This is a genomic window from Sporosarcina sp. USHLN248, from assembly GCF_037144575.1.
In the GTDB taxonomy this organism is placed as follows: Bacteria; Bacillota; Bacilli; order Bacillales_A; family Planococcaceae; genus Sporosarcina; species Sporosarcina contaminans.
This window is the reverse complement of record NZ_JBBCZC010000015.1, coordinates 42,325-67,453: the sequence shown is the minus strand read 5'-3', so window position 1 is coordinate 67,453 and position 25,129 is coordinate 42,325. Positions and strand designations below refer to the sequence as shown.

The following is a 25,129-nucleotide window of genomic DNA, read 5'->3' as shown; positions in this document are numbered from 1 at the left end:
GAGTCAGCGTTTTTAGTATGGTGATGTCTCATCATCGCTGTAAATCCTTGGAGGTGGGGGTGATAGATATGGTCGAATCGGTGGTAAGAAAAACATCGAGTATGATTATCCTTTCCAATCGACCGTGTCGTCCCATTATAGAAGCTTGAAAAGCTGCATGTACAGGGTTCTTCCGCATATAAATCTCCCTTGTCTATAACATACGCGATAATAGCAGCATGATCGATCGTAAAAGAGATAGCAACCGCATCACCTAACGTGAATAAAAACCCAAGTAACTAAACGGCAACCGTCACCCACCGTATATGCTTCGTCATCAGCTCAGTCTCTTTCCCCTTAATTCATCAGCAAAAAAACCGCATCGAAATTGTCCGATGCGGCTGTTTGCCTAAAGAAAATTTTATTTCACAGAACCGTAAAAGACTTGTCCGCCTCTCGTATTAATGACTTTCAACATGTTTGTGCGTTTCATGAAGATTGATTTGTACTGTACACGTCCGTTTTGGTCTTTCAAGGTAATGATGCGTTTGCTTGCATTGTCTTCAACGACTTGCATGTTGAAATTCTTCACATTTACTACGGAAGAAAGCTTTGCATATTCAGCAAGAGTACTATTTTGGTCCGTAACCGGCTTGCTTTCTGGTTTCGTTGCTTCGGGAGTTGATTCGGTTGAAGTTCCCGGCACAGCTTCAGCTAACTTCACTGTACCGAAGAAGATTTCGCCTCCGCGGAAATCGATGACTTTCAAGCGGTTCGTCTTTTTCACAAAGATGGATTTGTATTTGCCTTGTCCACGCGCATCAGTGAATAGGATGATACGTTTATTCGAATTGTTTTCCGTCACTTTTGCTGTCAATCCGTTCACATTGATTTTAGAAGCGACAGTTGCGTATTCGGGTAGCTGTTTAAGTTCATTTGCTGTGATGCTCGATTGATAACGTGCATCGTGGTTTGCATATGTAGATTCATATTTTGGTGTAGCTGCCTCTACCTTATCTGTGTGAAGGGCGTTTGCTGCGCCGAAGCCGCCTGTTGTTAATAGTACTGCACTCAATGTAGTTGCGAAAAGTTTTTTCATGTTTTTTCTCTCCCTTGTTCTTGGTATGGATTTATCTTACCTCCGCTATTTTAAAGAACGCTGTGAAATAAATGAGAGATTGGTGAGAATTTCCTCAGCGTTTTCTCAGGGAAGTCTTTCCAATTAAATCACGGGATTGGCTCTATACTATTACATCGAACAACTCGACGGGAGAACGTTATCCGAAGAAAGCAAAACGTATAGTGAGCATGGACCACATTGTACGCTGTACCACAACTGACAAATGGGAAGACGATTAGATTGACGGATGAAGTTTTTGGCGCAACGACACCTATGGTGCATCTATGAAAACGGTTTTTATTACACCGATTGTTATTGCCGAAAAAGATAGAGATGTTAATCAAACCTCTTTCAACTAAAGGAATTTATGCAGCTGAACAATCCACCATCTTCTTTCGGAGAAGGGTATGAAGAAGTAGGATACAAATCCGTAAGAGAAGCAGTGAAAGAATTTGAAACCCATTTCCAATGTAAAGTAGAGTTGCCACAAATGGGGCCACCAATTTCATTTGCACATGAATTCGGAAGGTTCTTTGAAGATGAACGATACTCTCGATATTAGGTTTGTAAATGAAGACCATCGAAAAAAATTTATAAAATTGATATTCGGCCAGCCCATAATAAAATGACATTCGATGGCAAAGCGTAAGTTATTCAATATGGCGGCAAAGGCATCTACTTTGATTTCCACAACTTTGATTTCCACAACTTTCATTTTTACGATTTCGAGATCGCAGATACTGTGAAAGAAATTCAAGTTGAAAATGAACATAATATATATAGCAAAGGAAATTCGCGATAAAAATTCTTCAATGGCAGGGGAAATTATAAACTTAATGAAGTCGGTAGTACATCTAACGTACCGATGATCTTTCAACCCTTAAGGATTTTGCTTCGATGTAAAAAAGATTGGAGCATAATTCACATTTTCAAGCCATATGTGCTCTTGGCCATTCAACGTATTTTTCACCCATACATCACCATTAGCTTGCCCGACTGTCTTCCGCAACCAAGTGAGGTAAGGTCCGACAACTTGAGGGTTTTCGTCGAGTTCATTCTTCCCTGGAAATGTGATTTGTTTTTGTTCTCCTGTTCTTATGTTTATGGTGTAAAGGGAAGTGAACATAGTTGGGACAGGTCCTACTTTCCATTCCTTATTTTCTATCGCACGCGCTACAATTACTGAATCCTTGGAGTACCATTCCAAATCAAGGTCAACAAATCCTTTAGGTGTATATTCTTTTTGTTCTTTAAGTATCGGGATTTCTGCAATCGTCATTCTCTTGTTTTCGACAAAAAACCTTCCCTCGCCGGATATATAAGCCAATTCATTAACAGAAGGTGCCCATTTAAACCAATCTTGAAATCCTAACATTTTCCCCACTGCTTGAAAATTTTTTCCTTGTGATGATAAAACACTCAATGTATTGCTATCCATGGACCAAGAGGCGGTAGGAATCACTAAAAAGCTAACCCATTTCCCGTCAGAACTCCACTTGAAATAATCGGCATCCACCCCAAATAAGTCAGGAATTTCAGTTTGAATCGTATAAAAAGGTTTCATTTTATCTTTATCAAGATTTGCATCTACTGGGATTCTAAAGAGTGGGATAGGACTCCAACCAGTTGGAAGTAAGTTGGACGAAGAGGAGACAATAAATTCTTTACCGTTCGGAAACCATTCAAAGCCGCTAACGCCTAATGAAACATTTTCAAATCCATACGGTCGACCATTCCTCATTTTGGTCACGTTTAATAGACCATGATCTGTGTAAGCTATTTGATTTTTATTCGGAGCCCATTTAAAGTCCGATGTGACCGAATTAACATAGTGCTGGTAGCTTTCTTTTTCCTTCATGTCGTAAATGAATAAATCCGACTTCTCTCCCTTTGCATCACCATCAATATAGCCAATGAATCGCCCGTCATATGACCATTTCGGGGCGTATACATAACGGTCCTTCGTAAGTTGTATTTCTTGCCCGTCCTTTTTGATCCATAACTGATGATCACGGATAAAGGCAGCTGTTAATGGAGCGTCTGCACTTGCGATTGTTGAAAAATGAAAACAGATCAGAGTGACTAGTAATAAAATCCGCATTTTCACGTCAATCCTTCCTGAAAGATTTACGTGTTATGTTGCCCACATTGCTAACAGCTATCCTTCAATCAAAAAGGCGCGAATCCATGTTATGGATATGCGCCAGTTATTTGAAGGTTTAGTTACCACCAATAAACGTTTGTATCTCATCTGATAAGATCGACGTATCCCATGGGCTCCAATAATAAGTTTCACCATCGAATTGCATATAATATTTATACGCAATTGGCTCATCAGTATAAAAAAACATTTCATAAAAAATAGGATCTCTGCTTCCTCTGGTTGGCTGGAAATTAGGATTTTCTTCGCTGTCCACTAATAATTGAAGGAAACTATTGATATCATCGCTCTTTGTCAATTTAGAAATCAATTTATTGCCTGCTGGAGAATCAGTTTGATAAATCTCGATCCTTTCGACTTTTTCGATGGGCATATCTTTGAAATTCCATTGGTATTCAATATCATCATCTCTTGAAAAGTAAACTCGATATCCATTGATGGCGCGATCATCCTTGACGGCTATTAAATGCGGATGATCCTTTATTTGAAATATCTCAGTTCCCTTCTCATGGAAGGCGGCATCACCGTCTCTGATCTTATAACTAGGATTTTTCACATTGTCCGCCACTTTAAATTTGACCGTGCCAATCTTGTTCCCGATAAAACTTTTGTCGGCTAAAACTCCGGAGTGGATTCCGTTGTATTCTTTTCCGTCAAAATGGATAAAATCAACCCAATCAATTACAACCTGACCACCAAAAGCTGATAGCCGGCAACCCGACAAGAATAGCAAAATCAAAATGAAAGTCAGCATACGCGTTTTCTTCAATGACATCGCCCCTTTATCCATAAGACGGAGATTCGGGCATTTCGTTACGAATCATAACAAGTTTCTTCAAGCAAAAGGTAGGCCGATAAATTCTCTCATTTTGAATCACTCCAAACGTAGTGTAGGAATTGCACCTTTTGCCCCGCAAATTCAAATTCTTCATGAGGAGTGGCTAGAAGCTTAAATTCGTTTTTCTCTAAAACAATTTGAGACGCTTTGTTATTAGTTGTCGTCTTCGCTTGAATGGTAGATAGCCCTATCTTGCTTGCGGCCTTTAGTAACAACTTTAGTGCTTTGCTAGCAATGCCTTTCCCGCCCTACCCTATACCCAACATGACCCGTTTATTGTGTTTCATCAATATCGATCACATCTATTCTTCCGAGGATAGAACCATTGTTATTTTTGATTAGAGCCTTGGGCATGCTCGTCTAATAAAGCCTGATGCCTGCTTTTGAAAACCTCAAAGTTATAATAATCATCTCCTCGTGAAGGAACCATTTCCTCAAAAAAACTCTATTTTCTAGTTCAAACTCAAATAAACTCTCCGCATCATTGATAGGTAGCGCTTCAAGTGTTATATCCAATGAAATTCTTCCTTCATCCGCACCTTATCTGTCTTTCTTTCGACTCTTTATAATCAAAGTCGTCGGCATCATCTTCGCTTTCTCATACGAATACCATCGATTCGCATGTCTTTCCCGGTCCTCTTCCGTCAATGAAACATCCTCGACAACTTTTTCGATTTCAAATCCACATTCAATCAATGTATTAATATATGTACTCACTTTAAACTGCTGCATAATCGCGGGCGCATGCCAAGCTTCGTGATCATAGGCACCTTCTTTGTGATAGGATTTATTGAAATGAAAATCTTCACCCATCAAGATTGCCCGGCTGTGCAATGGATGCTCCCAGCTGAAAACGAAAATGCCGCCCGGTTTCAAATATTCGTAGACATTGGTAAGTGTTTGGCGAAAATCGGTCGTCCAACCTAACGCATAAATGGAATAGGCGATATCAAAATAGGCAAGAGGCAGGCCAGGGTTTTCCTCCATTGGCGATTCGAATAAATGAACAGGCGCTTTGCTGTTCTTCAACAATTCCTTTGCCGTTTCAATTTGTGTCTTTGAAAGGTCCACTCCCCATAGTTCCGCAGCATCATGAGAATCCATATATTGCAAGGAATGCCCGCTTCCGCAGCCAATATCCAATACCTTTAGGCCAGCTACATCGCCAAGTAAATTCAAATCTTCTTCTCGAGGCGCAAGCGGTCCGTATTCTGGCAATGGATTCCGCCCGAAAAAACGATGTGCCACCTCATCCCAACTTTTTTTATTGATCAATAGTGAATCATTCCTCATTTTCATCCCTCCAGAAATCCGTATGGGAATATACATTCGACAATGAAACGAACTTCTCCTTCATTTGAAATAAAGGAATTTACCAACCGTATAGAGAATTCATAATTGGAATGGGGGATGAGTAATGAAAACTTATAAAATTCGCAAGGCGGAAGAGATAGATGCAGCTACCATCATTGACTTACTAAAAGAAGTCGCTAGTTGGCTGCGAAATAATGACATCAACCAATGGGGGTTTTTATTGGAAGGCGGAGAGGATGGGGAGATAACAGAGGCGGTCATTAATGGAGACACTTATGTCGCCTGTCATGACGATGAAATTATTGCCACTGTTACGCTCTACTCACAGAAAAGTGAGTGGGATCAGCATGTTTGGGGAACTGAAGATGATCCTGAAGCTCTCTATCTCCATCGATTGGCTGTCCGACCTCAATATATGAAAAATGGGATTGGAAAAGAAATTTTAAATTGGGTAGATGAAAATTTAAAGAACACCATTAGGCTTGATTGCGTTGCCCATAACCCTAAGTTGTGTGCGTACTATGAAAGGAATGGATATTCTCTGATCGGAACGACAGCGGACGGACATAGTAAATTCCAGAAGCTTCATGAGGAAGGAAGTACGAATGAATCAAACGATATTACGGTTACAAAATAAAGGACTTATAGATAGCCAAGCTTTATAGAAGGTTACCATAGTAATTATACGTGACAGAAAAGGAGGTCGATGCGATTCCTTCTATGTTTGTAATGCTCCATAACGTAATTACTTTTGCTGATCTGCTTCGTACGGTGGGTTGAAAATGATTTGAATAGTCCTCAATGGATCACTATACTTCAAAAGAAGTTAGAATCTAAATTAATGATTATAGAAACGGATTTAAACAGAGGGAGAAATGATTATGGACAATCAAGGGTTATACGTAATCGATCAAAAAGATGGCTTAAGCTTGGAATTTAGCAAATTGGCATCCATGATGGAATATGTTCGGGTGACAACATTGGCGGAAGTGAAAGACTTAACGGTGGAGCAACTGGATTTCCTCATTAACGACGAGGCGAACTCTATCGGCATGCTGTTAGCCCATATGGCTTCAGTTGAAAAAGCATATCAAATTGATACATTTGAAAACCGAGATTTCACAGAAGAGGATATCCAAATGCTCAATCCCGCATTGGAACTAGGCGATGCAGCAAGGGAACAAATTAAAGGAAATCCAATTGAATACTACCTTGAAGAGCTGGAACAAACGCGTAATAAGACAATCGATACATTCAAGACATTGCCTGATTCATGGCTATTCGAAACAGCCCCGTATTGGGGAGGGCATCCTATGAATAAATATTTCAAATGGTTCCATGTATATGAGGATGAACTGAATCATCGTGGGCAAATTCGGTTGATTAAGAAATTGATGAGCGCTTCGGAAAAATTAGTATGAAACATGAAGGACTGACAATTATGCATTCTGTTAGCTTTTTTCTGTGAGGTTTATAGCGTGTAGATAGGTGGGTGAATATGGAGATCGAACGGGAAAGCGGAGAAGAATTATCACCGGAAGAACTCGCTCAATTGGTTCAAAAAGTGGACGAAGTGATCTGGGATAAGATTTCAGTTACCCGTTCAGAGCTTCAACAAATGATTGTTCTTCTTTTTTGTATTAGTACTTTTCTTTTTTTTGGATTTTAGGAATAAATAGGTATTAATAGCAACCATAATATATGACAGCCCTAACACACCCCATAACCATGTCCTATAATTATAAGATTCATCAAGTAAAGAATCTTTCCAAGTAAATACAAAATAATTTATTCCAATTAATAAAATATAATTAAAAATAAGGGAGACAGTTTGTTTCTTTTGTTTAAATATGATCATTAATATAGCTTGTGATAAAAATAGTATCGTGAAAAAAGAGAAAATCTTCACACCAAAATAATCTACAACCATAAAACTCCTCCTGTTAATTGATATCTAAATATTAACATATTGGAAACTATTAAAGCATAATAAACTAAGTTTATGAACTTTTGTCGTGCAAAAAAGGGAAATATCGACTACTTGTAGTAAGTGTAATTGAAGATGTACAAGCAAAACTTGACAAGGTGATTGGTGTTAGTGGCAGTTTAACAATGTAGGTTTCGGCAGTATATTATTTGTATACGATCGCTTTACATGGAGTGGCGAGCATGGTAGGCTTTTCGCCAGGCGAAAGATTGGGTTATTGATCTTTCGCCCTTCGACAGACACTATGCTCGCAGAGGCTCCATGTCAAGCGCCAATGAGCGATGAATATTTATCAGTATTACATAATAAATATACTGCCGTTTTATACATAGCTTGATTGCCAAATACAGTGATTGGTTAGGAGAAGTTAAAACAAGTTAAAACAAGTCGAACGAACCTAATGAGGAATCTAATGGGCAGGCTACGGGTTTGTAAAGCAAAAGGAGGTTTTCCAATGTAAGTAAAGTTAGTCCGTGGTAAAACTGCGGAAAAATTATGTCGCTTTCTTTAAAACCCTCTTTTCATTCACATGGGACGATGTCACCATTCCCATCAGGGGATAAATGGAGTGAGCATTTTAAGTGGATTCTGCGAGGAAACAAATCCCGCAGGATCTAAAGTATTTGCAGCACGTTAAAGCAATTTTCTATGCTAAATAAAACTATACTCTTTTGATCTTTTCCATTTGATTTGCCGTCAACGACTCGTGCTTTGGCTTCAAGTTGCCGAGCTTGGTCAATTCCTTCGAAATCTCCTCTTTTACTTTGTTTCGGTTACTTGGCGTTTTCGCCTTGGAATGTTAATTTCTATATGCGATTATTTCATCTAAATTACCTCCCATACTATGTGATTTTCTTTAATTCATTCGCCTGCTCTGAAAAAACTTGTATAGTTTTTACGGAAAAGGTCGGTCAGTACTATATACGCACTTCTTCCATCCGTACTGCTGGTGGCCATTTGTTTCGGTAGCATCGTTTTTCCCTCGTTCGCGCCATATCTTTCTCATGCTCCATTACCGGCTGATTATCACCTTTTTCTTATGTATGCTCGATGCATAAACGTTTGAGGATTTGTCGGTCATTTCCTATAATTTGTCTGCGATGAGGGTTAAATCTTCTATGAATAAAGGATATAAATTAGGACGCCTCCTCACGGCCAAAGGATGATAGGAGACGGTTGTCTGATATCCTAACACGTCATGGAAGCTTCCTCTTAAGCGTTTTACATCGATTTCCGCATTTTGGAAGAACGATTGAACCGCCACGTTTCCTAAACAAAGAATGAGAGTAGGGTTTTGTTGGCGCAGTTGGCCGAACAAATGCGTTTGCATGCAAATTTGACGAGCTGCTTCTTTATCGTACGCCCGTACAGGCTTTCTTTTTAAAATATAGGTGACGTATAGCTGCTCAGGCTTCAAGCCAACTTCATGCACAGCTTTTTGCAATGTTTGTCTCGTACCGCAAACGAATGAGTTGCCTTCTCGATCTTCTCGCGCCCCGGGATTATCAAGTATTACTGTGATCGGAGCTTCAGGATTCCCTTCACCCCAAACCATCCTCGTCCCTTGGCGGTACAAACCGCAAAGTTCACAGTTTTTTTCATTCACCGGCGTTGGATCTTCTGGCCAAACAATCGGGCAAAATGGTTCCATGAAATCAGCCTCCTATCAATGTAAATTACCCTTTATGAGTAGAGTTATGCAGGAGATTGAGTTATTTAAAACGAACTAAAATTGCTCTTCATTCGAATAATACCATCGAAGTCCTTCGACTAATTGAAGCATGGAAGTTATTGAACGATCCAAAATATTCATCAATATAAACAGTTAGTAATATATTTTATACCAAAGGTTAAAAATACTTTACTATGAAGCTATAAGAGGTGAAGAACAATGCCGTTAAATAACGAAAGAAAAATTCGTAATAGAATAGTTGTCTTAAGAGCTGAGAGAGGTTTATCTCAACGAGAGGTTGCTGACCGATTAGGAGTTAGTAGACAGACCGTTATTTCACTTGAAAAAAATAGATATAATCCGTCTTTGAAATTAGCCTTTGATATTGCTTTGCTGTTTGGTGTTGATTTACACGAAGTTTTTCAATATGAACTGGAGGAGGAATAAATTTGGACATTTTCTTAGCAATTTTACGTATTGTATATGTAATCATTTTCTTTATCGCCGTATTTATCTCACTGAGATTTGAAATGGGAGAAGAGTATAAAGATGAACGCGGGAAAAGTATTTCAAATAAATCATATGGCATTGTTTTTCCATTAATGCCCCTTGGCTGGTTGTTAATAGAGTTATATGATCGATTTGTTGATCATATAGACTACGGAACATATAAAACAGTCATTTGGTTTCTCATTACAGGGTTAATGATTCTCCATGCAAGTATTTTAACCGTATTAAAGAGAAAATATTAATTGAAAATTTTAGAGAGGAAGGTTTTCGATGACGATATTTGCTTGGATTGGGTTGTTAGGAATCATACTCTTTACACTTTTGCCTTTTATTCAAAAAGAAAATAGGACACAAGAAAAGATACGTGGTGCTATCATAACTATTTTGATTGTTATAGGTATCATCATTGCGGTTATCATTTTTCATGTAAATTTTTTATTTGCTTTTATAGTTGGTGCCATTGCAATGATTTTATTCGATAAAAAGACGTACACAAAGAAACGATTAATGATTTATGGAGCAATCATACTCGTTATTGGAATCGTAGGTTATGTCGTATTGCGGGACAATCCAGATTATGTGCTGAATCATTTAAAGGATCATCCGGAAACAAGCTCCCTTTATGTTGCGGAAAATAGTAAGGAAATCGTTGCCTATCAATCGGATGTTGTCCGTCCTTTAGCGAGCACAGTGAAAATGTTAATAGCTGTCGAATATGCGATGCAAATTGATGAAGGAACATTGAATAAAGATCAGTATGTGTCACTAAATGATTTAAGCCGATACTACTATAAAGGCTCTGATGGAAATGCACATGAAGAATGGTTAAAAGCAATGGAAAGTGCCGGGAAAGTTGCTAATAATCAAGTAACGCTGCATGATGTGGCAAAAGGGATGATCACATATAGCTCTAATGCCAATACAGAGTACTTAATCGATTTGATTGGCATCAGTTCCATTAATGAACGTGCAAAATTGCTTGGACTTACGCAACATGAAGATATTTATCCAATTGTAAGTGCGCTATTAATTCCAGACTATCTGAAAAACGAGACGAAGGATGAGAAAAAATTAATAGAAGAGCTTGAAAAAATGCCGATCGAAACGTATCGGGATATAGCCAAGAAATTAAGTGGAAAACTGAAAGATGGCACTCTCAAGATAGAAGATTATATGTTTAATATGCCTCTCGATTTGCAAAGAGTATGGTCGGATCGCCTAATTGGGGCTTCGGCAAATGATTACGGAAAATTATTGGCGGTAATATCCAATAATGAACTCCCATCAATTGCAAATCAAACAATTAGAGATTTACTTGAATGGCCAATGGAAATAAATGAAGGAAATCACGAACGTTTTGCTCATTTAGGAGCAAAAGGTGGTTCGACAGCATTCATTCTGAATGATGCACTGTATGCGGAAGACCATAATGGTAAAAAATAGAAATCGTTTTTCTAACTGATAATCTAAGTAGATGGCAACAACTTCAGCTTGCCCTAAATTTAAATTCTTTCGAGTCTAAATTACTTGGTAGCGATAATTACCGTCTGAAGGTCCAGAAGAAACTTTCCGAATCATAATGTTAAGGAGCCATCGTCAATTTTAAGTTGATGATGGCTTTCTTAAAGGGTATTTGCTATTGGTGGCGAATTATTTATGTAGAAAGGGGAGGGGATATATGGAAGCATTATTGGTTATAGACGTGCAAAATGGAATCGTGGAAAGTGGCGATTTCAAGAGTGAACTGTCATTGATGAAGTTGGTTATCGAGGATTTCAAAAAGAAGGAAAAACCGATCATTTTTGTGAGGCATTTAGATAAAGAACAAGAGAGCTCTCTTTTTGAGGGAGCGGTAGGTTCCGAATTGCATCATTCATTGAAGGCATATGCAGAAACGATTGTCGAGAAACGGACGCCAAGCGCTTTTTTTGAAACAGGACTGTCAGAGACGCTGGACAAACTATGTGTGGAGCATGTGTTCATAATAGGGTTCAATACGGAGTTTTGCTGTATGTTCACGGCGATTTCTGCTTTTGATCGTGGCTATCAAGTAACATTTATCGAAGACGCGACCGGTACAGCAAATACAGCGGAATCCTATGAAATGCCGGGATTGGATATAAGGGATTTTGTCGGAACAGTTCTGCATTGGTCTGATGCCATTGAGGTTTTGGATTATGAGGAGTATGTGGAAAACTACAAGTAAACGAAGTTGTATGAATGGCGGTTTTAGGTGTTTCATATCGGAATAAGTCCCAATTTTCTGTATGGAAAACTATTGAATCCGACTTTCAATTGCATTACATGAAAAGTTTAACAGAGAATGAGCTTTACCAATGGAGGGAGCATCGTGCTGCAACAAGAATTAGCCGTAGAAAAAATTAGTGAAAGTTTAAAGAGTGATCCGCTTGTACAGGCCATTTTCCTAAAGGGATCGATGGGGAGAGGGGAGCATGACGAACATTCGGATATCGATCTATATTGCTTAGTGAAGGAAGAAGACAAGGAGAGGTTTCTTTCTAATCGGCTGCTGCATTTAAGGGCATACCGCGACGTAATTCTATCGGATGATATTTTTATCGTTGCTCCTCAAATAATTGCTGTGTTCGATGATTTATTGCATATTGATTTGTTCACGGTGACGAAGGAAACGTTTGTCGGCGGCGACTATTTCAAGGTAGTGTATGATCCGCATCGGTTGTTGGATGAGTTTGAGGAAACGCAAGGATTAATGCTGACGGAGCAGCAATATCGGGATGGTGTTATGGATGTGGGCTGGTTTTTATACCAGTATAGACAATCTGCGGCGCGTGGAAACGACATTTGGGCTGTGAAGATGCTGAAGAATGTCGAGCATCATTTGGCAAGGGTGCTGCTCTATCGATATGCGCCGGAACGTTCAGTATTGGGATTGAAAACGGTTGAACGATCATTGCCGGAGTCCGTTGTTTTGGATTTGAAGGAGATTATGGAATGCATTACGCCAAAGAAGCACGGACAGGCAGCGGTGTTGATCAGCAGGATGCTCCATCGGGAATATGAATGGATAGGGCAGCAGTGGGACGTGGAAAGTGAGCAGATGAAATTTCTAAAAATGATGATTGATGAGTTTAAAGGAGAAGGAGTAGAAGTGAAATGACGCAAGTATGTGCAATTAGCATTTACGTTCCAAATGTGGAAAAGGCGATTGAATTTTATAAGAATGTATTAGGGTTTGAAGTGAATAAGCAGTACGGTCCAAAACTATTTACGTTGGTCCACGGTGAGTTGCCGATTGTAATTGAGGAATCGGAAATAGCAACCGATAATGCATCCACGTCAGGAGTTGTGCTTACGCTGAAAACGGATGATATTCATCAATCCCTTGCAGTTCTGAAAGAGCATAATGTGGAACTAATTATCGGGGAACCTGCGGACTGTCCACCTGGCAAGTATATTATCTTTAGAGACCCTTTCGGTAATGTGTGGGAGTATTTGCAGTTCATGAAATGATTGTCAGTATCAACTGGTTTTTTGGGTGGATATGTTAAGGAGCTAATTGAATAAGAAAGGGATGATTTGATTCATTTACAAAAGAAGAAAGGCGCCTCAATTGTTAGAAGGATTGGAAGCGGCAGTAAGACGATTGCCGGTCAGCCACGTAGCGATGCCTATTATTCAAACGAAACTTGCGGCCGTACAAGCGGGCTTTGGCGTCGAGCAGGAATTGGATAAAGTATTTGATCGGTATTTTTCAATGAAACATGGAATTTTCCATGATCTATCACTTGTCTCGAGTACATATTTTCAAGTCGAAACATTTTTGATCACCCCGGCATATGCTGTGCTGTTTGAAGTGAAAAATTGAGTGGTCGAGTTAACGTTAGTTGAGAATCCGCCACAGCTAATACGGACGACAGAAACGGGCCAAGTAAATGGCTTTCAAAGCCCTGTCGCTCAATTGCAGCAAAACTGCGAACTCTACCGTGATTGGCTGCATAAGAGAGGCGTGTCTATACCGGTTTATAGTGCCGTCATGCTGCTTATGCAAAGCAGCGCATTGAAGCAAATCATTCAAAAACCCCCATTTTGTTTCCTAACATTGTTCCATCTTTTGTTCGATCGATTCCAAACAGCCCCCCAAAGTTGGACGATCGTGAATTTGAAACGTTAGCTTCTCGGATTAGCAAGAGTCATCGACCGTACATACCCCCATCTTTTTGTGAAATGTACTCTATACAACATAGCGACATTCGAAGCGGTGTCATTTGCCCTATTTGTGGCTTTATTGGCATGGAAAAATAGAAAGGCTGTCTCTGTCGGGCGTGCGGTAGTACAAACCGCTGTGCATATATGCAAGCTATCCGTGATTGGTTTCAGCTTGTTGACAAACGCTCGCATACTGCGTTGGGGCCAGTAGGACGCTGGTCATGCAACCGTTGCTGCAGGATGCAGCGGTTTTAGGTTGCCTGTCCTTCGCTCGTCCCCTCATGAACCTAAGTTCTATTCGGGTCTTCGCTCGACTTCGCGCGGGCCTGCACGATGCAGGTCATGCAGTCAATCGAACGGCGAAGGGTTCGATTTGCCTTAATTTACGCGCCCTTTGCGGAAATTAAGGCACTGCGGACGTCGCGCACTTAGACTGCCTTCCACGTGACAAGCGTTTTCAAGCCAAGCTGGGCAAACACTTATCTCATGACTACAAACCTTAAAAGGACTGTAGACAAAGTAAAAAGATACTTTGTCTGCAGTCTGAAAGCTATCCGTGATTGGTTTCTATTATTTCCTGGTAGGATAGAAATAAAGATTGTCGAGCGTTTCTACTAATTGAATGACAACAAACAGCTTATCGTATTTTAACATCAATGCAGTTGAAAGCGGTAGAAACCTATCGGAATCGTACATACACTATGGAAGTGTGAAAAGCGCACAAGAGAAGTGCGCTTCAGCTTGTTGACAAACGCTCGCATACTGCGTTGCTCGTCTCGCTCGTCCCCTCATGAACCTTAAGTTCTATTCGGGTCTTCGCTCGACTTCGCGCCTTGTCTGGCAAGCGTTTTCAAGCCAAGCTGGGCAAACACTTATCCCATAACTAAAAACCTTTAAAAGACTGTAGACAAAGTGAAAAAATACTTTGTCTACAGTCTGAAGCGCACAAGAGAAGTGCGCTTTTTTGGATAGGGAAATGGCACAACGGTGGTAAATCATCTCAAATCGGTGGTAAACAATAAACTCTATGATTTGCTGAGAGTCGGAGTGCGGCTATATCAGTTTGAAGAGATAAATGGTAATGGATAAAGTGTCTTTTTAGGTAAAGAGTTACCCCTACCGTCCGCACTCTCCATTAGAAAAATATCAATACATCGTGCAAAATTGGTTGGGAGAGGTTACAATCAAATTTGTGTTTGGAATTGAATCTCATGCTTTAAAGTGAAACCGATTACAAAGTTCAGGTGCTAACCTATAAAAGATTTTGCCGCTCGGGCGCCTATTGGCTCGGCGTTTTTTATTTGACGTGGTAATTTTGGTGGAATTGAGGGTAAAGGTGAGATAAGGATTCATTTTTGATAGAAGGAGTGTTATGTGTGAAGATTTTGGAATGGCTTGTAGGGCCGTTGAATGATTTTATTTGGACGTACATACTAATTGGTTTACTAATAGCAATCGGTTTATATTTTACATTTCGAACTAAGTTTGTGCAGATCCGTTTGTTCCGAGAGATGTTTAGATTGATTGTTGAGAAAAAGGAGGGCGGTGACGGGGTTTCTGCTTTTCAGGCGTTTACGATTAGTGCGGCTTCCCGTGTCGGTACAGGAAATGTGACAGGTGTCGCTTTGGCAATTGGTGTAGGTGGGCCGGGCGCGGTATTTTGGATGTGGGTCATTGCAGTTGTCGGAATGGCGACGGCTTTTGTTGAAAGTACGCTTGCTCAAGTGTATAAAGTGCGCGATGGCGATACGTTCCGAGGTGGACCTGCTTATTATATGGAGAAAGCGCTTGGTACGAGAAAATTAGGTATCGTGTTTGCGATTTTATTAACGCTTTGCTTTGGGTTTATTTTCAATGCGGTTCAATCCAATACAATTAGCCAGTCTTTTCATGATGTATTCCATTTGCCATTTTGGGTAGTTGGTCTACTATTAGTTGTTTTGACAGCGTTTATTATTTTTGGCGGTGTGAAGCGGATTGTTAAAGTTACTCAAGCGATTGTTCCGATTATGGCAGTGTTTTATCTGCTTATAGCTGCGTTTGTAGTCATTGTAAATATTAAGGAAATCCCGGGGATGATTGCGCTCATTTTTGAACATGCTTTCGGCATTAAGGAAATGGTCGGGGGCGGTATTGGTGCAGCAATCATGCAAGGTGTACGCCGTGGATTGTTCTCAAATGAGGCTGGGATGGGGAGTGTACCGAATGCGGCTGCTACTGCAAATGTTACGCATCCTGCAAAACAAGGGCTCGTTCAAAGCTTAGGTGTGTTTTTCGATACGATTGTTATTTGTTCTGCTACTGCATTCATCATTATTCTTGCAGGATTGTATGACACTGGTGAGTCTAGCGGAATCCTGTTGACGCAAGCTTCAATGGCGGTGCATGTCGGATCTTGGGCACCATATTTTGTCGCGGTTGCGATTACGTTTTTCGGTTTCAGTTCCATTGTAGGTAATTATTATTATGGGGAAACAAATATTGAATTTATTAAAGCGCATAAATCTTGGATGACGATCTATCGTGTCTTAGTGCTTGTCATGGTGATGTTTGGTGCAATGGCGAAAGTTGATATCGTTTGGAATATGGCCGATTTGTTCATGGGGATGATGGCGGTGCTGAATTTAATAGTCATTGTACTGTTAGGCAAGGTTGCATTTAAGGTGTTGGATGATTTTACATTGCAACGAAAACAAGGGAAAAACCCGGTATTTAAAGCAAGCGCCATGCCGAATTTAAAAGGGGCGGAATGCTGGGAAGAGGAGAAAGATTGATTTGTAAAGTTGTAAGTCCCTCTGTATAATAATATTTGAAGTGATTGTAGAATAGTCTGTCTATTTAAAGGTCTGGGATGTGGGTAAGATGAAAACTTCAACTTTGGAGCAACTTTGCGTCCTTTACACAGATTTGAACGATGAAGATATTGAAACTTTGAAAGAAGTGGCTGCAACTTTGCAGCTCTATGCGGATTTATCTGAATCTTACATGTTCATTGATTGTAAAATAAAAAATAACGATCATGCAATCGTTGTTGCAGAAGCGTTCCCGCAATCCGAGCATACAATTTATGAAAATTCGGTTGTCGGGAAAATCGTTTTTGAATCTTTTGAGCCGGGTGTGTTTTATAGCTATCGGAAAGGTGAAAAATCAATCATTCATCAGGCTGTTACGCAAGAAGGAAAGTCGGTCGATCAAACTGTTGTTCCTATTAAAAATAAGAGCGATAAAGTGATTGGGGTGCTTATACAGGAGAAGGAAGTCGAGTCTGCCGTTTTTCAGCAGAAAGATAATATCTCCATAGTTCCCGATGTTTCCGATGAGACGAACGAGTCGGGCATGCATGTTGTTACGGATTTGCTTATGGAGATGCTAATATTAACCGATCAGCAAAATCGTCTTATTTACGCGAATCCTGTCGGTTTGAAATTCATTTCTGAAATGGGGCACACGGACCAAGCGTTAAACCGGAATATTATTGAAATGATGCCATTTTTAAAACCGGTGTATGATCAGCAGGAAGATGTCTTCGTTTTTGATTTGACAATTGACGGGAAAAGCCTCGTTGTGAAAAAAATCCGGATGAGCAAAAAGGATAAGACAAAGGAAACGTTGCTCATTATACAGGATTTGACAGAGCTGCGGATGAAAGAGAAGGAATTGATGATGAAATCGGTCGTCATCCAAGAGATTCATCATCGTGTGAAAAATAATTTGCAAACTGTTGCAAGCCTGTTGCGATTACAAATGCGGCAAGGTGTGCCCGAGGAAAGCAAATCCTCTTTAGAAGATACTTTGAATCGGATTTATAGCATTTCTTCTGTATATGAACTTATTTTAGCTAAAGAGCATGCCGATGATGACGATGTAAATATAGTAGAGTTGACGAGAAAAATTTGCACGGCAATGGTAATCAATGAAACGGAGCTAAAACTAGACTTGATTATTCAGCCGAATGGCAATAAAATTATAACTACCTCACGGAAAGCGGTTTCAATCGCACTCATTGTCAATGAGTTAATACAAAATTCTTTGAAACATGCTTTTCGTCATGGGGATGAAGGCCAGATTCAAGTAGACTTTTTCTCTAATGAAAAATTTTTGGAGTTACATATTACCGACAACGGCGTTGGTATGAATGATCCAAAGTCATCATTAGGGATGGAAATCATTAGGAATTTGGTCACGAATGATTTAAATGGAGATTTTCATTATGCACCGACAAAGAAAGGTACGCATGCGGTCATCATATTTCCTGTAAGTCCGGAGGTGGAGATTTTTCATGAAAAAGAGGATATTGATAGCGGAAGATGAATCGATTATCCGCATGGACCTCAAAATGACATTGGAAGATCACGGCTATGAAGTCGTTGCTGAAGCTGGAGATGGAGACCGTGCAATTGAACTAGCGTTCCAACATAGACCGGACCTTTTATTGATGGATATAAAAATGCCGAAGATCAACGGTTTAAAGGCGAGCCAAATAATTGGCAGCCAATTGGATTTGCCAATTTTAATTATAACAGCCTATAGCCAAAGGGAATTCATTGAACAGGCGCAGCAGGACAATATTGTAGGTTATTTAGTCAAGCCGATTTCTGAGGTGAACTTAATTCCAGCGGTGGAAGTAGCTCTCCATCAAGCCGATAAGGCGAAGCGGCTCAAGACGGATATTCGGCGTGCAAAGGAGCAAGTCGAAAAAAGAAAGCTTGTTGAGCGTGCAAAAGGGATGTTGATGGATGCGGAACAGCTTTCCGAGCAAGACGCTTTCAAGAAAATGAGAGACGATAGTATGTCTCGGCAAATGACAATGGAGTCGGTTGCCAAAGAAATTATTGAATCATATGAGTGAATGGCTGGCCGATCAAACCAAGAAGTTCATTTCTTGTATTTAATAAGGATCCATTTATAAAACAATTAAGTTTTGATAGAAGTGAATAATTCATAAGCAAAGGCGCTTAAAGAGAAGTCTTCTTTAGGCGTCTTTTTGCTGTTTTTCGATAGAAATTCTGTTGATTTTTCAAAGAAATGGAAAGGTGGTGAAGTGTAGGGAAATATTACGTTTTCTTTGAAAATAGCCTTTCGTTATTCTTATAAAAAGGGGGAAAGTTGAATGGAAATGATCGGAACGGTCATAGTTTGGATCATTATGATCTGTGCGGTTTTAGGGGCATTTGCCGCAATTAAAAATCCGGATGAAGGACTTGGTAAAGAGTTCATGTCCGGTATTCATGCAGTTGGACATATTTTTGTGCCAGCGGCGGGTATTATGGCATCTATTCCATATTTAACTTGGTTCATTAGTAAATTTATCGGTCCAATCTTTGATTCGATAGGAGCAGACCCTGCTATTGCAGCTACAACAATTCTTGCATCGGATATGGGTGGGTATCATTTAGCTGATGCGCTAAAAACCTCCTATGAAGGTTGGGTTATGGCTTTAGTTGTAGGATTCATGTCTGGTGCGACAATCGTCTTCTCCATACCGATGGGACTTGCGATGTTAGATAAGCGCGACCATAAATATATGGCATTAGGGGTCATGTCGGGTGTATTGACAATTCCGATCGGGGCTTTCATTGCTTCATCATTAATTTTAATTTTCAACACGGATGTCCGTGAAGTCATTAGTACAACAGCAGCTTCGAATCATGCATTCACGATTAGCTTTTTGCAAATCTTAATTAATTTATTACCTTTGATCATATTTGTAGTGCTAATTGCGTTGGGATTGAAATTCTTCCCGCGTGCTATGATTAACATCTTTATGATTTTTGGACGTGTAATGGATGCTGCCATTAAGTTAGTTCTTGTATTCTCAATTGTCGAAGTTTTCACAGGAGTATTTTCTTCTTTGTTCGGCGCTTGGGGCTTCGATCCAATTATGGCAGACGAGGAAGACCAGTTTCGCGCGCTTGAAACAGCTGGTAATATCGGTATAATGTTAGCTGGTGCGTTTCCGATGGTTTACTTGCTGCGTAAATACGGTGCAAAACCGTTGGAAGCGGCTGGCCGCAAATTAGGCTTATCTTCTGCGGGTAGTGCAGGGATTTTGGCAACTATGGCGAATATTTTGGCGATGTTCTCATTAGTTCGCGATATGAAGCCAAAAGATAAAGTAATAAATATTGCCTTTGCGGTTTGTGCGGCATTCCTTTTAGGAGACCATTTATCCTTTACGGCAAACTTCCAGCCAACGATCATTCTACCGGTTATCTTGGGTAAATTGATTGCCGGAATTTGTGCGATTGCTATTGCGTACAAGCTTTCTGTTCCGACTGCATTGAAACTTGAAGCAAAGGATCGTGAAGAAGGAGTCATTCGACCAGGAGAATATCTTGAAGATGATAAAAAGGAAGTAAATGCTGAACGCCAAGAAGAGGAAAATGTTGAGGAGCCCGTTAACAAAGAAGTAAAAGAAAACGAGGCAGTATTGACGAACTCTTAAAATAGGATAAAGGAAGTGTAAGTATGAGCGAAGAGAAGAAACGGTTTATACAGGAATTTGTACCGGGGAAACAACTGACGCTTAGTCATCTTATCGCCAATCCTGATCCAGATATGTTTCAGAAATTAGGCATTCAAGAAGCGGGTGCGCTTGGAATTATGACGTGTACGCCAAGTGAAACGGTTATTATTGCTGGTGATTTGGCTACTAAATCAGCAAATGTGAAATTAGGTTTCTTAGATAGATTTACAGGAAGTTTAGTCATCGTTGGCAGTGTTTCTGAGGTCGAAATGGCGATGGAGGAAATCAATCGATTTTTGGCTGAAATGTTGGGATATACGCCATCACCAATTACGAAATCGTAAGGATGTGTACATGCCATGCAAAACAAAGCGATGTTGATCGGAGCTGTCGGAGCGGGCAAATCTACGCTGACCAATGCTTTATTAGACAAACAAACGGATGCTGTTAAAACACAGGCACTTGTCTACAATGATTGGATTGTGGACACGCCTGGAGAATATACGGAGAATCCGTTATTCTATAAGAACATTATGGCGACGGCGTTAGAAGTGACTCATATCTTTTATTTGCAAGATGCTACTAATAGCAAAACAATTTTTCCGCCGGGATTTAGTTCGGGGATTCCGAAGCTGCCGATCGGGGTTGTGACGAAGAGTGATCATCCCGATGCAGATGTTGAGCGCGCTGTACGCATGTTGCAAGATGTGATCCATAGGGGGCCGATCGTTATTACATCTTCTGTAGCCGGCACTGGGATCAATCATCTTAAGGAATTGATAAAAATAAATAATATGGCGGAGCTGCAAAAGTATGTGACAGAAGCGTCTGATGAGCAATTGAAATTCATTGGTAGCAACAGCCTTTAGGACTTTACACAACTTTGTAAGTTTGATATATTGAAGTCATACAAGTTCATGAAAATCGGCAAAGACGCCTTTACTCCTTGAAGGGCCCATGTGGCACTTCGAGTTGTAAAGGTGTCTTTTTTTCTCTTCCTATGCCTGTTCTACTTATGAAACTGCGGGAAATGATTATGGGGAAACGAGGTGTAATCCTTGGGCAATTTCAGTAAAAAACATGAATCAATCATGAGTGCCGGAATTGATATTGGCACAAGTACAACGAAGTTGATCATTAGCCGCTTTTCATTGATGAATACAGCTGGAACGACCCATGTTCCGAGGATTGAAATTGTGGACAAAGAAATTCTTTATAAAAGTCCAGTATTCAGGACGCCTTTAAAAGATTATTCTACGATCGATGTGGAAGGGATCGAAGAGATTATCCGTTCACAATATGAGCTGGCGGGCATCCTTCCTTCGCAAATCGAGACAGGGGCTGTCATCATAACAGGTGAAACAGCGACAAAGCGAAATGCGAGTGAAATGCTGCATCATTTGTCGAGTGAGGCGGGGGATTTCTTAGTTGCTACTGCGGGTCCAGATTTAGAAGGAATCATTGCCGCAAAGGGCTCTGGCGCCTATGAATCTTCTGGAAAGAGCGGGAAAGTGATTGCCAATATCGATATCGGCGGAGGAACGGCAAATATAGCTGTTTATAAAGATAAACAGTTGTTAGGCACTTGTACGATGCATATCGGTGGTAGGCTCATCGAATTTAATAATGGCCGGGTTTCAACTATCTCACCTCCTGTTAAAAGGCTTCTCGAATCGTATGACATCAGTTTGGAGGCAGGAGAGCCGATTAACGAAACGGCTGTTCAGTTTACGACGGAATTCATGGCAGGGTCTCTTGCGCGTATCTTGAATCGTCAAGCTCGTCCAGAAGACGAAGTGTTATTATTAGGCCATTTGCCGAATTGGCAAGAAGATGTCGATACAATTGTTTTTTCGGGCGGCATTTCGGAATGTATGTATCGCCACGAAGCGGAACACGAACAAGTTGCTCATTATGATGACATTGGTATCCGTCTGGCGAATTCATTGATGAACAACGAGATGCTTAAAGCTTTTCAGTGGCAGGAGCCGATTGAGACAGTGCGGGCGACTGTTTTAGGTGCAGGAACTCAAACGACAGAAATTAGCGGCGCGACGATCCAAGTTGCATCACATGAACTGCCCTTAAAAAATGTGCCTATTTATCAATATAGTTTTCATCATGACTTGCAGGAAGGATTGAATCGGTTAGACGAAGCGATCCAGCATGCGATTGCACTATATGACTCGACTGAAGAAGGGCAAAATTTTGCGCTGTATATTTCAGAGCTGCCTTATATGGGCTTCAAAGATATCCAAGCATTGGCAAAGGCTATTATTCAAATGATGGAAAGCCGACCAGACCCTGATCAGCCGATTATCCTATGTGTGCAAACCGATCATGCAAAAGTGATCGGGCAAACATTGACGGCGATGAATGTTAGGCAAAGTATCATTTGCATCGATCAAATCGACGTCGAAACAGGCGATTACATAGACATCGGCAAGTCACTTGATTCAGGAGTTGTGCCGGTAGTCGTGAAAACGCTGACATTCCACTCGGCGTAAAGGAGGGGTTGCAATTGAATTTATCAACAGTTTTGGGTGGAGAACGCTATGTGTTCAAAGACCTGAAAGAAGTAATGGCGAAAGCGAATGAGGAAAAATCGGGAGATCGTTTGGCGGGAATTGCCGCTGAAACCGTTCAAGAAAGAATTGCTGCCAAAGCGGTTGTCAGTGAGCTTTTGGTAAGCGATATTCGGAACAACCCACTCATTCCAATTGAGAATGATGAAGTATCGCAAATTATTGAAGGCGATATAAACGAAAGAGTTTACAATGAAATCAAAAACTGGAGCATTGCGGAACTGCGCGAATATATTTTGAGCAACGATACAGGTGACCGGGAGCTGAAGCGTTTAAGCAGAGGATTAACATCTGAAATGATCGCAGCGGTTGCGAAGCTTATGTCGAATTTGGATTTAGTCCATGCGGCAAACAAAATCGAAATCCTGTCTACTTGCAATATTACGATCGGACAAAAAGGAACGCTATCTTCAAGACTTCAGCCGAATCATCCGACGGATAACATCGACGGCATCATCACTTCTCTAAAGGAAGGATTATCATATGGAATTGGGGATGCGGTGATCGGTGTCAACCCGGTAGATGACTCAGTCGAGAGTGTCAAACGTGTTTTGAATGCAACGAAAGAATTCATTAACGAATGGGAAATTCCGACACAAAACTGTGTGTTGGCACACGTAACGACACAGATGAAAGCGATCCAGCAAGGTGCGCCTGCAGATATGGTTTTCCAAAGCATTGCAGGAACAGAAGCAGCTAATCGCTCATTCGGAATATCTGCGGAATTGATTGCGGAAGCAAAAGACTTAGCGATGAAGGAAGGCACTGGTACAGGGCCGCAAGTAATGTACTTCGAAACAGGCCAGGGTTCTGAGCTTTCAGCAGAGGCACATTACGGAATCGACCAAGTTACATTGGAATCGCGGAATTATGGCTTCGCACGACACTATGACCCATACATCGTCAACACGGTCGTTGGTTTTATTGGGCCAGAGTATTTGTATAACAGCAAACAGGTGATCCGTGCTGGGTTGGAAGACCATTTCATGGGCAAAATGCATGGCATTCCGATGGGTGTAGACATTTGCTATACGAACCATATAAAAGCGGATCAAAATGATATTGAAGACTTAGGCGTATTGCTAACTGCGGCAGGCGTGAATTTCATTATTGCTGCACCGATGGGCGATGACGTCATGCTGAACTATCAATCGATGAGCTATCATGATGTTGCTACGCTTTTAAGAACAATGGGCAAAACGCCCGCACCGGACTATTTGAAATGGCTTGAAAAAATGGGCATCTACGAGGATGGCCGTCTGAGCGCCCGCGCAGGCGACTTGACGATTTTCGACCGATAGGAGGTGGATGGTTGTGAATGAACAGTTAGTTGAACAAATTACGAAGATGGTTGTCGAGAAATTACAGACGGCTAAGCAAGGGCAATCCAGCCCAAGCGATAGGGAAATGCCTGTGAAATTGTTTTCGGATAGACCTGCAGGGCAATCGGTCGAAACAAAATCCGCAGACAGAGTACCTGATGGAAAAGTCACTTTCCACAATACGGCAGAAAAGAACGTAGCAGCGCCAGCCGTTAAAACTGTGAATACAAACGATTCGTGCAAGGTAGCTCGAAAAGAACAACCTGCAGAACATGTAAATCTTGAAGAGTTGCGGAAGAAAACTCCTGCAAGAGTTGGTGTCGGCCGGGCCGGTTCCCGTCCGAAAACGAATGCATGGCTGCAATTCAGATTGGATCATGCAGCTGCGGTTGACGCGGTTTATGGTGAAGTGCCAGACGATTTGCTGCAGCAATTGAATCTTTTCCAAGTCCATTCAAAAGTAAAGGATAAAGAGGAATATATTAGACGCCCCGATTTAGGCAGAAGGTTGTCCGATGACTCTAAAGCGATTGTTAAAGAAAAATGCAAGCATGCCCCAACTGTCCAAATTGTCGCGTCAAACGGTTTGAGTGCAAAAGCAATTGAAGAGAACTTGAAAGACGTCTTTTTATCTTTGCAGCAATCCCTTGCCAACTTGAACATTGAAGTAGGTACTCCTTTCTATATTGATAAGGGGAGGGTTGCCCTTATGGATGAGATCGGAGAGATGCTACAGCCGGACGTTGTTGTCATGTTAATTGGAGAACGCCCAGGGTTGGTCTCCGCAGAATCTTTAAGTGCCTATCTATGCTATAAGCCCCGGATCGGCACGATCGAAGCGGATCGGATGGTCATCTCGAATATTCATAAAGGAGGCATTCCTCCGGTTGAGGCGGGTGCATACTTAGGTACTGTCATCCAAAAAGTGCTGAAATATGAAGCGAGCGGCGTTTCCTTAGTGAAAAAAGAAGGATAGGAGGTCTGCAA

26 protein-coding genes and 1 pseudogene are annotated in these 25,129 nt (G+C 40.8%); 21 read left to right on the top strand and 6 right to left on the bottom strand.

What is annotated here, in order from left to right:
* Positions 1-400 precede the first annotated feature (400 nt).
* Positions 401-1,078 (bottom strand): hypothetical protein, encoded by a 678-nt coding sequence (locus WFH04_RS08110; protein ID WP_336823566.1) that lies wholly within the window; start codon positions 1,076-1,078, stop codon positions 401-403.
* A gap of 388 nt (positions 1,079-1,466) precedes the next feature.
* Here WFH04_RS08110 and WFH04_RS08105 point away from each other — a divergent pair, with 388 nt between their 5' ends.
* Positions 1,467-1,661: a hypothetical protein gene (locus tag WFH04_RS08105; protein WP_336823565.1), complete on the top strand. Its 195-nt coding sequence runs from the start codon at positions 1,467-1,469 to the stop codon at positions 1,659-1,661.
* 318 nt (positions 1,662-1,979) lie between these two features.
* Here the strand turns inward: WFH04_RS08105 and WFH04_RS08100 are convergent, their stop codons facing one another.
* The 4 genes and pseudogenes from WFH04_RS08100 to WFH04_RS08085 all read right to left on the bottom strand — a co-directional run bounded on the left by WFH04_RS08100 (position 1,980) and on the right by WFH04_RS08085 (position 5,391).
* The gene (locus WFH04_RS08100; RefSeq protein ID WP_336823564.1) at positions 1,980-3,206 is read right to left on the bottom strand and encodes a translocation protein TolB; all 1,227 of its coding nucleotides are present in this window, start codon (positions 3,204-3,206) and stop codon (positions 1,980-1,982) included.
* Between the two features lie 112 nt (positions 3,207-3,318).
* Positions 3,319-4,029, bottom strand: coding sequence for a hypothetical protein (locus tag WFH04_RS08095; protein ID WP_336823563.1), 711 nt, complete (start codon positions 4,027-4,029; stop codon positions 3,319-3,321).
* A 95-nt stretch (positions 4,030-4,124) separates the two neighbouring features.
* A pseudogene (locus WFH04_RS08090) lies at positions 4,125-4,614 on the bottom strand (GNAT family N-acetyltransferase).
* A gap of 24 nt (positions 4,615-4,638) precedes the next feature.
* Positions 4,639-5,391 (bottom strand): class I SAM-dependent methyltransferase, encoded by a 753-nt coding sequence (locus WFH04_RS08085; RefSeq protein WP_336823562.1) that lies wholly within the window; start codon positions 5,389-5,391, stop codon positions 4,639-4,641.
* Positions 5,392-5,515: 124 nt separating this feature from the next.
* On the opposite strand from WFH04_RS08085, the gene WFH04_RS08080 reads away from it, so the two are divergent.
* The 3 genes from WFH04_RS08080 to WFH04_RS08070 all read left to right on the top strand — a co-directional run bounded on the left by WFH04_RS08080 (position 5,516) and on the right by WFH04_RS08070 (position 7,081).
* On the top strand, positions 5,516-6,049 hold the full coding sequence (locus WFH04_RS08080; protein WP_336823561.1) for a GNAT family N-acetyltransferase: 534 nt from the start codon (positions 5,516-5,518) through the stop codon (positions 6,047-6,049).
* 244 nt (positions 6,050-6,293) lie between these two features.
* Positions 6,294-6,833, top strand: coding sequence for a DinB family protein (locus WFH04_RS08075; RefSeq protein ID WP_336823560.1), 540 nt, complete (start codon positions 6,294-6,296; stop codon positions 6,831-6,833).
* 77 nt (positions 6,834-6,910) lie between these two features.
* Positions 6,911-7,081 (top strand): hypothetical protein, encoded by a 171-nt coding sequence (locus tag WFH04_RS08070; RefSeq protein ID WP_336823559.1) that lies wholly within the window; start codon positions 6,911-6,913, stop codon positions 7,079-7,081.
* Positions 7,082-8,483: 1,402 nt separating this feature from the next.
* Here WFH04_RS08070 and WFH04_RS08065 read toward each other — a convergent pair.
* The gene (locus WFH04_RS08065) at positions 8,484-9,050 is read right to left on the bottom strand and encodes a uracil-DNA glycosylase (protein WP_336823558.1); all 567 of its coding nucleotides are present in this window, start codon (positions 9,048-9,050) and stop codon (positions 8,484-8,486) included.
* A gap of 240 nt (positions 9,051-9,290) precedes the next feature.
* Between WFH04_RS08065 and WFH04_RS08060 the strand changes: the two genes are divergently transcribed.
* The 17 genes from WFH04_RS08060 to eutC all read left to right on the top strand — a co-directional run bounded on the left by WFH04_RS08060 (position 9,291) and on the right by eutC (position 25,118).
* On the top strand, positions 9,291-9,518 hold the full coding sequence (locus tag WFH04_RS08060; RefSeq protein ID WP_336823557.1) for a helix-turn-helix transcriptional regulator: 228 nt from the start codon (positions 9,291-9,293) through the stop codon (positions 9,516-9,518).
* Positions 9,519-9,520: 2 nt separating this feature from the next.
* Entirely contained in the window at positions 9,521-9,823 is a 303-nt protein-coding gene (locus WFH04_RS08055; protein WP_336823556.1) for a hypothetical protein, read from the top strand.
* A gap of 28 nt (positions 9,824-9,851) precedes the next feature.
* Entirely contained in the window at positions 9,852-11,024 is a 1,173-nt protein-coding gene (locus WFH04_RS08050; RefSeq protein WP_336823555.1) for a serine hydrolase, read from the top strand.
* A gap of 235 nt (positions 11,025-11,259) precedes the next feature.
* Positions 11,260-11,787 (top strand): isochorismatase family protein, encoded by a 528-nt coding sequence (locus WFH04_RS08045; protein ID WP_336823554.1) that lies wholly within the window; start codon positions 11,260-11,262, stop codon positions 11,785-11,787.
* Positions 11,788-11,931: 144 nt separating this feature from the next.
* Entirely contained in the window at positions 11,932-12,720 is a 789-nt protein-coding gene (locus tag WFH04_RS08040; RefSeq protein ID WP_336823553.1) for a nucleotidyltransferase domain-containing protein, read from the top strand.
* Complete coding sequence (locus tag WFH04_RS08035; protein ID WP_336823552.1) at positions 12,717-13,073, top strand: VOC family protein; 357 nt, start codon at positions 12,717-12,719, stop codon at positions 13,071-13,073. The genes WFH04_RS08040 and WFH04_RS08035 overlap by 4 nt, the downstream gene beginning before the upstream one ends.
* A 100-nt stretch (positions 13,074-13,173) precedes the next feature.
* On the top strand, positions 13,174-13,428 hold the full coding sequence (locus tag WFH04_RS08030) for a hypothetical protein (RefSeq protein ID WP_336823551.1): 255 nt from the start codon (positions 13,174-13,176) through the stop codon (positions 13,426-13,428).
* Entirely contained in the window at positions 13,429-13,734 is a 306-nt protein-coding gene (locus WFH04_RS08025; protein ID WP_336823550.1) for a hypothetical protein, read from the top strand.
* Positions 13,735-15,145: 1,411 nt separating this feature from the next.
* Entirely contained in the window at positions 15,146-16,543 is a 1,398-nt protein-coding gene (locus WFH04_RS08020; RefSeq protein ID WP_336823549.1) for an alanine/glycine:cation symporter family protein, read from the top strand.
* An 88-nt stretch (positions 16,544-16,631) separates the two neighbouring features.
* Entirely contained in the window at positions 16,632-18,080 is a 1,449-nt protein-coding gene (locus WFH04_RS08015) for a sensor histidine kinase (protein WP_336823548.1), read from the top strand.
* Positions 18,049-18,618: an ANTAR domain-containing response regulator gene (locus tag WFH04_RS08010; protein WP_336823547.1), complete on the top strand. Its 570-nt coding sequence runs from the start codon at positions 18,049-18,051 to the stop codon at positions 18,616-18,618. The genes WFH04_RS08015 and WFH04_RS08010 overlap by 32 nt, the downstream gene beginning before the upstream one ends.
* Before the next feature lie 261 nt (positions 18,619-18,879).
* Positions 18,880-20,214, top strand: coding sequence for an ethanolamine utilization protein EutH (eutH, locus tag WFH04_RS08005; protein WP_336823546.1), 1,335 nt, complete (start codon positions 18,880-18,882; stop codon positions 20,212-20,214).
* Between the two features lie 23 nt (positions 20,215-20,237).
* Positions 20,238-20,579, top strand: coding sequence for an ethanolamine utilization microcompartment protein EutS (gene eutS / locus WFH04_RS08000; protein ID WP_336823545.1), 342 nt, complete (start codon positions 20,238-20,240; stop codon positions 20,577-20,579).
* A 15-nt stretch (positions 20,580-20,594) separates the two neighbouring features.
* Positions 20,595-21,104, top strand: coding sequence for a EutP/PduV family microcompartment system protein (locus WFH04_RS07995; RefSeq protein ID WP_336823544.1), 510 nt, complete (start codon positions 20,595-20,597; stop codon positions 21,102-21,104).
* Positions 21,105-21,326: 222 nt separating this feature from the next.
* Entirely contained in the window at positions 21,327-22,742 is a 1,416-nt protein-coding gene (locus WFH04_RS07990) for an ethanolamine ammonia-lyase reactivating factor EutA (protein ID WP_336823576.1), read from the top strand.
* Between the two features lie 14 nt (positions 22,743-22,756).
* Entirely contained in the window at positions 22,757-24,121 is a 1,365-nt protein-coding gene (locus tag WFH04_RS07985; protein WP_336823543.1) for an ethanolamine ammonia-lyase subunit EutB, read from the top strand.
* A gap of 13 nt (positions 24,122-24,134) precedes the next feature.
* Positions 24,135-25,118 (top strand): ethanolamine ammonia-lyase subunit EutC, encoded by a 984-nt coding sequence (gene eutC, locus WFH04_RS07980; RefSeq protein ID WP_336823542.1) that lies wholly within the window; start codon positions 24,135-24,137, stop codon positions 25,116-25,118.
* The last annotated feature ends 11 nt before the right edge of the window (positions 25,119-25,129 follow it).

Coding starts and splice junctions, on each gene's coding strand:
- WFH04_RS08110 (WP_336823566.1), bottom strand. CDS start 1,078: ATGAAAAAACTTTTCGCAACTACATTGAGTGCAGTACTATTAACAACA.
- WFH04_RS08105 (WP_336823565.1), top strand. CDS start 1,467: ATGCAGCTGAACAATCCACCATCTTCTTTCGGAGAAGGGTATGAAGAA.
- WFH04_RS08085 (WP_336823562.1), bottom strand. CDS start 5,391: ATGAGGAATGATTCACTATTGATCAATAAAAAAAGTTGGGATGAGGTG.
- WFH04_RS08080 (WP_336823561.1), top strand. CDS start 5,516: ATGAAAACTTATAAAATTCGCAAGGCGGAAGAGATAGATGCAGCTACC.
- WFH04_RS08075 (WP_336823560.1), top strand. CDS start 6,294: ATGGACAATCAAGGGTTATACGTAATCGATCAAAAAGATGGCTTAAGC.
- WFH04_RS08070 (WP_336823559.1), top strand. CDS start 6,911: ATGGAGATCGAACGGGAAAGCGGAGAAGAATTATCACCGGAAGAACTC.
- WFH04_RS08065 (WP_336823558.1), bottom strand. CDS start 9,050: ATGGAACCATTTTGCCCGATTGTTTGGCCAGAAGATCCAACGCCGGTG.
- WFH04_RS08060 (WP_336823557.1), top strand. CDS start 9,291: ATGCCGTTAAATAACGAAAGAAAAATTCGTAATAGAATAGTTGTCTTA.
- WFH04_RS08050 (WP_336823555.1), top strand. CDS start 9,852: ATGACGATATTTGCTTGGATTGGGTTGTTAGGAATCATACTCTTTACA.
- WFH04_RS08045 (WP_336823554.1), top strand. CDS start 11,260: ATGGAAGCATTATTGGTTATAGACGTGCAAAATGGAATCGTGGAAAGT.
- WFH04_RS08035 (WP_336823552.1), top strand. CDS start 12,717: ATGACGCAAGTATGTGCAATTAGCATTTACGTTCCAAATGTGGAAAAG.
- WFH04_RS08015 (WP_336823548.1), top strand. CDS start 16,632: ATGAAAACTTCAACTTTGGAGCAACTTTGCGTCCTTTACACAGATTTG.
- WFH04_RS08010 (WP_336823547.1), top strand. CDS start 18,049: ATGAAAAAGAGGATATTGATAGCGGAAGATGAATCGATTATCCGCATG.
- eutH (WP_336823546.1), top strand. CDS start 18,880: ATGGAAATGATCGGAACGGTCATAGTTTGGATCATTATGATCTGTGCG.
- eutS (WP_336823545.1), top strand. CDS start 20,238: ATGAGCGAAGAGAAGAAACGGTTTATACAGGAATTTGTACCGGGGAAA.
- WFH04_RS07995 (WP_336823544.1), top strand. CDS start 20,595: ATGCAAAACAAAGCGATGTTGATCGGAGCTGTCGGAGCGGGCAAATCT.
- WFH04_RS07990 (WP_336823576.1), top strand. CDS start 21,327: ATGAGTGCCGGAATTGATATTGGCACAAGTACAACGAAGTTGATCATT.